The organism is uncultured Dialister sp. (genome assembly GCF_937959425.1).
Classification (GTDB): Bacteria; Bacillota; Negativicutes; order Veillonellales; family Dialisteraceae; genus Dialister.
In genome coordinates this window covers 1-8,323 of record NZ_CALGPS010000172.1, presented here as the reverse complement: position 1 = coordinate 8,323, position 8,323 = coordinate 1, and the positions used below count along the sequence as shown (strand labels likewise).

The 8,323-nt window shown below is 54.6% G+C and carries 7 protein-coding genes and 1 pseudogene; 7 read left to right on the top strand and 1 reads right to left on the bottom strand.

Annotated elements, in window-relative coordinates; translation table 11 throughout:
- The first annotated feature begins 1,191 nt into the window (after window positions 1-1,191).
- The 7 genes and pseudogenes from Q0482_RS07135 (at window position 1,192) to Q0482_RS07105 (ending at window position 6,777) form a co-directional block, all read left to right on the top strand.
- Window positions 1,192-2,385 (top strand): type II secretion system F family protein, encoded by a 1,194-nt coding sequence (locus Q0482_RS07135; protein ID WP_299145044.1) that lies wholly within the window; start codon window positions 1,192-1,194, stop codon window positions 2,383-2,385.
- Window positions 2,386-3,039: 654 nt separating this feature from the next.
- Entirely contained in the window at window positions 3,040-3,693 is a 654-nt protein-coding gene (locus tag Q0482_RS07130) for an HAD family phosphatase (RefSeq protein WP_299145042.1), read from the top strand.
- 83 nt (window positions 3,694-3,776) lie between these two features.
- Window positions 3,777-4,091, top strand: a complete 315-nt coding sequence (locus Q0482_RS07125) for a type II toxin-antitoxin system RelB/DinJ family antitoxin (protein ID WP_299145041.1) — start codon at window positions 3,777-3,779, stop codon at window positions 4,089-4,091.
- On the top strand, window positions 4,084-4,254 hold the full coding sequence (locus tag Q0482_RS07120; protein WP_299145039.1) for a type II toxin-antitoxin system YafQ family toxin: 171 nt from the start codon (window positions 4,084-4,086) through the stop codon (window positions 4,252-4,254). Before Q0482_RS07125 ends, Q0482_RS07120 begins: the two co-directional genes overlap by 8 nt.
- A 135-nt stretch (window positions 4,255-4,389) precedes the next feature.
- Window positions 4,390-4,533, top strand: a pseudogene (locus tag Q0482_RS07115) (type II toxin-antitoxin system mRNA interferase toxin, RelE/StbE family); the annotation flags it as partial.
- Between the two features lie 88 nt (window positions 4,534-4,621).
- Window positions 4,622-5,674 (top strand): LD-carboxypeptidase, encoded by a 1,053-nt coding sequence (locus Q0482_RS07110; protein ID WP_299145037.1) that lies wholly within the window; start codon window positions 4,622-4,624, stop codon window positions 5,672-5,674.
- A 755-nt stretch (window positions 5,675-6,429) separates the two neighbouring features.
- Window positions 6,430-6,777, top strand: coding sequence for a hypothetical protein (locus Q0482_RS07105; RefSeq protein WP_299145035.1), 348 nt, complete (start codon window positions 6,430-6,432; stop codon window positions 6,775-6,777).
- Between the two features lie 540 nt (window positions 6,778-7,317).
- Here Q0482_RS07105 and cutA read toward each other — a convergent pair.
- Complete coding sequence (gene cutA / locus Q0482_RS07100) at window positions 7,318-7,644, bottom strand: divalent cation tolerance protein CutA (protein WP_299145033.1); 327 nt, start codon at window positions 7,642-7,644, stop codon at window positions 7,318-7,320.
- Window positions 7,645-8,323 lie beyond the last annotated feature (679 nt).

Genomic DNA, 8,323 nt, shown 5'->3' with positions numbered 1-8,323 from the left:
CTGAGAATCCAGTGACATGCTTTCCCGTGGAGGAAGGTGGTACGTAGTACCAAAGGGGGCGTAGGTTCTTAAGGTTCTTAGGTTTGACAGCGGCCTTTGGCCGCTGAGGGTTGTGGATTGCCGCCGATAGGCGGCAATGATTATAAAGTCAGCGTTACGGGACTTACCTTTCCGCTGGACACGGTCATTCTAAGCCGTAAGCGAAGAATCTTGGTGAGTGCCGCCAATGGCTCATCTGCCTGTAAATACCCATCGGCGAGAATTGGCCGCTAACGCGGCCACCCCCTATCCGGCTGCGCCGGACTCCCCCCCTATTCAGGGGGGAGAATAGGCCTCTCTACAATCACCTGCGTTGTCATATGTGGCACACTGCCCAGCGTCCATAGTGCCCCCGCTCGCGGGGGGAAGGTGGTACGTAGTACCAAAAGGGGGGCCCTTTGGGCCCGAAGGGGGCACGGCTTCGCCGTAGGTTGTGGCCTGCTGACGCAGGCAGGTTGTGTAGAAGGGTTGAGGGGGAAAAGGTTCTCAAGTTTAACCGGCCCTTTTGGGCCGGAGGGTTCTTAGGTTTGACGGGCCTACGGCCCGAGGGTTGTGGATTGCCGCTTCGCGGCAATAAGTTTTTAATGCCGCCTGTCGGCGGCATGGCTCGCTACGCTCGCCCCCCTTTCCCGCTACGCGGGACTTCCCCCGCAAGCGGGAGCAGAACACCCCGCGCTTTGCTTAGAGCCGCATATGAGGTTACCGCCTCGCGGAGCTTTGTTGTCCCCCCCGCTCGCGGGGGAAAGGTGGTGCCGCAGGCACCAAAGGGGGTGCATTTCCATGAGCAGAGTGAGGTTGTATGGTTTTTATTAAAATGGCGCCCTTCATTTTTAAAGGCGCCACCTCCATTTACCATTTACAATTCACCATTTACCATTTTTCATAAAGCGCCTGGACTCTTTGCCCCCTCTTACAATCACGAACATCATCCTGTGTCAAGCCGACAGTGAATAGCAAACGGCTGGCAACCCCGGCCCCCGCGGGAAGTCTGATATCTGATAGTCTGACGTCTGACGTCTGATGGTCTTCATGCATTCGGGAATACAGCCCAGCGGTAAGCAGTCAGCGGACAGCTGATAGCTGAATCTGCCCATCTTATTTCTAACCTCTATCTTCTACCACTACCATCTCACCAGGAACAAGGAGCGGACCATGAAGGAATTTATCTACAAAGCCTACAGCGATGACGGCTCCATTATAGAGGACAGCCTGCAGGCGGAGTCGCGCCGGGAGGCGGCGCAGGAAATATTTGCCAGGGAGCTCCATCTCATTCATCTGGAGGAGAAGAAGGCACCTTCTTCCATTTCCTTTTTCAGGAAACCCTTTTCTTCCCGCAGGAAGCTGGCCCTTTTTGCGGAGGAGTGGGCGTCCCTTCTGGATGCGGGGCTTACCATCACTGACTCCCTTGCCCTTCTGGAAAAGCAGATGGACAGGATGGAGAGCCGCGTGATTTCTTCTGTCCGGAAAACTATTTCCACCGGCCATGGGGTGGGGGAAAGTTTTACCGGCGCTTCCTGTTTTCCTCCTTTCTTTCTCTCCCTTCTTTCTGTAGGTGAGCTGTCCGGCACCCTTCCCCGGGAGCTGCACAGGCTGTCTACGTACTACCTGAAGGAGGATCGTTTCATCAGCCAGCTGAAGGGCGCCCTGGCTTATCCTCTCTTCGTCACTCTTTTTGCTCTCTGCCTTTTCGTGGCCATCCTCACCTTCATTCTTCCCTCCTTTGCCCTTCTTTTTGAATCCCTGTCCATCCCCTTCCCGCCGGCAGCTTCCCTGGCCCTGTCCTTTGGACTGTGGCTGAGGGAGTACGGCGCCCTTCTGGGCGGGTTCTTCTTCCTTCTCTTCGCCTTTTCCCTTCTGTTCTTCTGCACCAAAGAGGGAAAACAGGCCGCCCACAGTCTGCTGTATCGGTCCCGTTTCTACCGGCGCATTCTGCTGGTCCGTTTCTCCGCCGCCCTTGCCGCCCTTCTGGAAAGCGGCCATCCCCTGACAGAGTCCCTCCGGGATGCCCGGGATGTGGTGGGAAATGAAAAGGCCAGAAGGGCCCTCTCTTTCGCCGCCAGCCATCTGGAGAAAGGTGAGGATTTCGCCCAGGTGCTGGAGGAAAGCGGCTTCTCCCTGCCCCTGGTGAGCCACCTCTGCCGGGTGGGCATGGAAAGCGGGGAACTGCCCCGCTTCCTCCGTCAGGCAGAGGAAATCCTCACCCATGAAACGGAACGCAAAATCCGCCGCTTCCGGGCCATCCTGGAGCCCTCCCTCCTCCTCTTCACCGGCGCCGTCACCGCCCTCATGGTATTCTCCGTCATGCTCCCCGTCTTCCAGGCCGCCGGTTCCCATGTGGGCGGATAAGGACACGCCTGCAGCGTGAGGGTTCAGAGGGTTCAGAAGGTTCAAAGGGTTCAGAGGGGGTGGTATCGCCCTGTCGGGTGCACAGCGAACATGATTGGCAGGAGCAAAGCGACGCACCAATCATAGTGAGTCGTTTCCCCTTTAGGGGCGATGAGTATATATGCCGCCTGCTTTACTTTAAGTTTCCTTTCTATTCTTACCCTCATCCACCCCTTCGCCACTTCGTGGCCCTCTTCTCCACGGGAAAACATGTCACTGGATTCTCAGGTCGCTATCGCTCCCCTACGAATCCAGTTCCTTTGCCACCCTAAAGGGGACGCAAGAGTTTGTGCCAATAAAGTTATTTGTGTCATTTCTATGTTCATCATTCTGCTGAAATTGGCCGACTTCGTCGGCCACCCCCTATCCGGCTGCGCCGGACTCCCCCCTATTCAGGGGGGAGAATAAAACCTCTCTATGTTTTCCCGCAGAGTCATGTGGCACACTGCCCAGCGTCCATAGTGCCCCCGCTCGCGGGGGAAAGGTGGTGCCGCAAGCACCAAAGGGGGTTGTGTTTCCATCGCGCCGCAGGCGCGGTCGTATGGTTTTACCAGCCCACCAGCACACCAGCACACTAGAACACTAGAACACTAAATCACTATCTCCGAGGTATATATGACCAAACAAGCTGTTATTTTCGACATGGACGGTACTCTTTTCGATACCGAAAGCATTTTCCAGCAGGAATGGAACCGTCTGGCAAAAGAGAGGGGTCTCTCTCTTCCTGACCATTTCAAATATGAAATCTGCGGCACCAGCGGGGAGGCCATGAACCGCATGATTGAGAAGTTTTACCACGTGCCAGAGGGCAGCGAAATCCAGCGACTCTGCAAGGAACGGGTGGCCCGCCGTCTTTTGGAGTCGGTGCCTGAGAAACCGGGATGCAGGGAGATGATTTCCTTTTTCCAGGAAAAAGGGTGGCCCCTGGCCATCGGAAGCAGCAGTCCCGCCGCGCAGATCCGGGCCAATCTTTCCGTCACCGGCCTTCTTCCCTTTTTTGACGCCATTGCCAGCGGTGATGAGGTGAGCCGGGGAAAGCCGGCGCCGGATATTTTCCTTCTGGCCGCCGGCAAGCTGGCCATACCGCCAAAGGACTGCTATGTGTTCGAGGACAGCCCCAACGGCATTCTCGCCGCCGCTGCGGCAGGTATGAGACCGGTAATGGTGCCGGATCTTATGCCTGTGACCGATGAAATCCGGCAGAAGTGCTTCGCCGTTTTTGATACGCTCATCGACGCCCGTCGATTTTTTATGGAGATGCTGAGATAAAAAATCAGCATCTCCATTTTTCGTCCATAAATAGCCATCTGTATGCTTTTTGATTTACATCATACACCATTTGCTATATAATCTTGGTAGAAAGTATAATCATTTTTAGAAAGGCAGTGATTATCATGGCTACCACTCCCACGCAGATTCGAATTGATTCGGATATCAAGCAGCAGGCTTCTGCATTATTCAACAGTCTGGGGCTGGACATGTCCAGTGCAGTGAATTTATTTCTTCATCAGTGTGTCCTCCGCGGCGGCATCCCTTTTGCGGTGCAGCTCCCTTCTTATAACCGGGACACGTTAGCCGCCATGGCCGAAGCAAGGCGCATTTCCCGTGACCCGTCAGTCAAAGGTTACACTTCCATGGATGAGTTGAAGAAAGCGCTGGATGAATAAGATGTACATTGTAAAGTTCACCTCGTCCTATAAGCGGGACTACAAGCGCATGAAGAAAAGAGGGATGGATATATCACTTCTGGATGCCGTCGTAGATATGCTGCGGCAGGGCATTCCTTTGGATTCCCATTTCCATGACCACCCTTTAAGTGGAAACTGCTAGGGAAGCACTGATTAATTCATAGAGTCTGCTTTTATAAGAATTTTTATGCACTGCTTCGTCATGGGATTCCTTAAATAGCTCGCTATTTAAGGAATCCCATTCCTTGCATTGCATAAAAATTCAAGAATAAAAGCAGACAATGATTTAATCAGCGCTTCCCTGGGGTTCCGCGAATGTCACGTGAAACCGGACCGGCTCCTTATCTATATGATTGAAAACGATATCCTTACACTGACCCTGACTGCCACAGGGTCTCATGCCGACCTTTTCCATATGTAAATTTCATCTTCCCTGCTCCATTTCCCTCATTCCGTGCTATACTTGTCATTGGCGCCTCAGGCGCAAATATGACATAAGAAGGTATTTCATGCACGGTTTGTATATATGGTTTAAGAAATACGAATTTTACGTCCTGCCCCTGCTTATCACAGCGGCAGTGCTCCTGGCTTTCCATTTCCATACTTCCCCTGCTGCCCATGAGGCAGAACGGGAGAAGGTGCTTCCTCTGAGGGAGGGTGATACCATCGGCGTCCTGGCACCGGCGGCCCATGGCGGGATGACCGATTACAACCGGTCCATCGAGCTTCTGGAATCCCTGGGCTACAGGGTGAAGCTGGCTCCATCAGTCACCGATGATTACGGATTTCTGGCCGGCAGTGACGAGGAGCGGGCGAAGGATCTGAATGATTTCTTCAGGGACGATTCCATCAAGGCCATCCTCTGCCTCCGCGGCGGCTACGGCTCCGCCCGGCTCTTGGACAAACTGGACTATGACATGATTGCCCGCCATCCGAAAATGCTCATCGGCTTTTCCGACATTACCGCCCTCCACGCCGCCATCGGCGAGAAGAGCGGTCTGGTCACCATCCACGGTCCCATGATGTCCTCCTTCAAAGGAGACAATTATACCGCCTTTACCCTCTATAATTTTGAAAACGGTCTCTCCGGCAGTCTGCCCAAAGGGGAAATCCGCCTGCCCGCCGGAAGAAAGCTGAAGGCCCTTGTCCCCGGCAACGCCACAGGCCCGGTGGAAGGAGGAAATCTGTCGGTACTTGCCTCCCTCTGCGGCACGCCTTATGAGCTGAAAGGGGACGGTGCTATCCTCCTTCTGGAAGATACGGGAGAAGACCCCTACCGGGTGGACCGGATGATGGAACAGCTTTACCAGAACGGCCTTCTCTCCCGGGTAAGCGCCATCGCCTACGGCGACTTCTACGGCGCCTCCCCGGTGGGTGAAGAATTTTCCATTGCCGATGTCCTTTCCCACTACGCCAAACTCTCCGGCAAACCGGTCATTGCCGGCGTCCCCGTGGGCCACGGCCCGGATAACCTCTTCCTCCCCCTGGGCGTCAAAGCTTCCATCCACGCCGGAGAAGACGGCAGTGCCTCCTTCAGCTATGATGAGTCGTATTTGAAATAGGGGCGGCTGCTATGCCGCCGCAGGTTCAGAGGGTTCCCACAACTTTATTGTCCCCCCGCTCTGCGGGGGGAAGGTGGTGCCGTCAGGCACCAAAGGGGGTGGGCAAGGACGTTACGTGCTGTCCTTCCCGCCAGACACGGTCATTCTGAGCCGTAGGCGAAGAATCTTGGTACCCGGCACATTGAAGACAATCGGTAATAAATACCAGTCGGCGGGAATTGGCCACCTTTGGTGGCCACCCCCTATCCGGCTGCGCCGGACTTCCCCCTATTCAGGGGGCAGAATAAACCTCTCTATGCTTCCCTGCGTTGTCATATGTGGCACACTGTTCAGCGCCCATAGTGCCCCCTGAACAGGGGTGGCAAAGGAACTGGAGTCACTCCAGCGAACTGGATTCGTAGGGGAGCGTGAGCGACCTGAGAATCCAGTGAGTCGGTGATAGCCGTGCCGTAAGGAGCCGTAGGCGACTGAGAATCCAGTGACATGCTTCCCTTTGGGGAAAGGTGGTGCCGCAGGCACCAAAGGGGGAATGCCCTTCCACGAGGGTCGCGAGGTTGTATGGTTTTTATTAAAATGGCGCCCTTCATTTTTAAAGGCGCCACCTCCATTTACCATTTACAATTCACCATTTACCATTTTTCATTAGGCGCCTGACCCTGCTTGCATTCGGGAATACAGCCCATCGGCAAGCGGAAAGCCGACAGCCGGCAGCCGTCTATCTTCTATCATCAATTCATTTCCCAAAGGAGATCATCATGAACCAGGAACAGACCATGGATTTACCTATCCGCTATTACAGCATTACCACCGTTCCGAAGGAATACACACCCCATCCGGTGCTATCCGATAAGGAGGTAGACATGGGCGCCCTCCTTTCCGCCATGGCCTCCGCCAAGTCAGAGGTGTCCGCCCTCTCTCCCTATCTTTTCGTTCTTTTTGAAACGGAAAAGGGCGGCGCCTTCTGGCAGTATCTGGACATGGCAGGCGAACTTTCCCGCATCCATTTCGTCAGCACCGACAGCTATGTGAACTGCACAAAGATTACCTTCCCCAACGGTGCCTACATGTATCGTATCAACCAGGTCTTCCTGAAACGCGGATAGTTTCCTGTCCGGCTTGACACTGCTGCGGTTCATCGCGACAGGAAACTATTCGCGAAGGGTTTCCTACTCGACTTGACGCACCTGTTATTCATCTCAATAGGAAACTGTTTGCCCGGAGATTTCTCGACTCCGCTCGAAATGACGGGGCCGCTTGACACCATCGTGTTTCTTACCAACAGGAAACTTGTCGCGTATAGTTTCCTGTCCGGCTTGGCTCCATTGCGTTTCATCGCGACAGGAAACTGTTCGCGAAGGGTTTCCTATTCGGCTTGACGCATCTGCTATTCATCTCAATAGGAAACTATTCGCAAATCGTTGCCCGTCCGGCTTGACGCATCTGCTATTCATCTCAATAGGAAACTATTCGCAAATCGTTGCCCGTCCGGCTTGACGCATCTGCTATTCATCTCAACAGGAAACTATTCGCAAATCGTTGCCGTCCGATATGACACGGCTGCGTTCCTTACCGACAGGAAACTTGTCGCCCGGAGATTTCTCGACTTCGCTCGAAATGACGGAGCCGCTTGGCACCTCTGCTGTTCATCGCGACAGGAAACTCTTTTCATCCAATTTCACCACGTCCACCACCGGTTCTTCGTAGGGGTGGGCTTTTTTGATGGCGGAAACGACGGCGGGAAGGTGCGCTTCGTCCACTCGGCACTGGAGGATGTATTCTTCCGCTTCCGTCCTTTCTCCGATTTTCCCATTGTAGGGGTGGGCGCCGTCCATGGTAATCCAGGAAGAGCGCACTTTCCACCAGGACATGCAGCCTTTGTAGTTTCCGATTTTCCCGCCGCCTGCCTCTTCGATGGCCTTCCTGATGGCGCAGAGGGCTTCCGGGGGAAGATAGACTTGGATTTTGTACATGGTGACCTCCTTTGGGGCCGCTTTGCGGCCCGGGTTGACACGCCTTCGGCGTAAGGGTTCAAAAGGGTTCAGAGGGTTCCCACAACTTTATTGTCCCCCCGCTCTGCGGGGGGAAGGTGGTGCCGTCAGGCACCAAAGGGGGGCGGGCCAGCGGCCCGCAGGCAGGTTGTGAGAAGAAAAGGTTCTCAAGTTTGATCGGCCTACGGCGGTCGGGTTCTTAGGTTTGACAGCGGCCTTTGGCCGCTGAGGGTTGTGGATTGCCGCCTATCGGCGGCAATGATTATAAAGTCAGCGTTACGGGACTTACCTCCCCGCCGTACACGGTCATTCTGAGCCGTAGGCGAAGAATCTTGGTACCCGGCACATTGGAGACAACCGGTGGTAAATACCAGTCGGCAGGAATTGGCCACTAACCATAGAGACGACAGCAGTTAGCAACTGGCAATTAGCCGCTGGCTGGATTCGACTTGTACCTTTGGATTCATCAGCAAGATTCACATTACGATGACCGGCCGACTTCGTCGGCCACCCCCTATCCGGCTGCGCCGGACTTCCTCCACGGGAAAGCGTCTCACTTGGTTCTCAGGTCGCTACTGCTCCCCTACGAACCAAGTTCGCTTGCCACCCTATTCAGGGGGCAGAATAAACCTCTCTATGCTTCCCTGCGTTGTCATATGTG

Coding starts and splice junctions, on each gene's coding strand:
- Q0482_RS07130 (WP_299145042.1), top strand. CDS start 3,040: ATGACCAAACAAGCTGTTATTTTCGACATGGACGGTACTCTTTTCGAT.
- Q0482_RS07105 (WP_299145035.1), top strand. CDS start 6,430: ATGAACCAGGAACAGACCATGGATTTACCTATCCGCTATTACAGCATT.
- cutA (WP_299145033.1), bottom strand. CDS start 7,644: ATGTACAAAATCCAAGTCTATCTTCCCCCGGAAGCCCTCTGCGCCATC.
- Q0482_RS07110 (WP_299145037.1), top strand. CDS start 4,622: ATGCACGGTTTGTATATATGGTTTAAGAAATACGAATTTTACGTCCTG.
- Q0482_RS07120 (WP_299145039.1), top strand. CDS start 4,084: ATGAATAAGATGTACATTGTAAAGTTCACCTCGTCCTATAAGCGGGAC.
- Q0482_RS07135 (WP_299145044.1), top strand. CDS start 1,192: ATGAAGGAATTTATCTACAAAGCCTACAGCGATGACGGCTCCATTATA.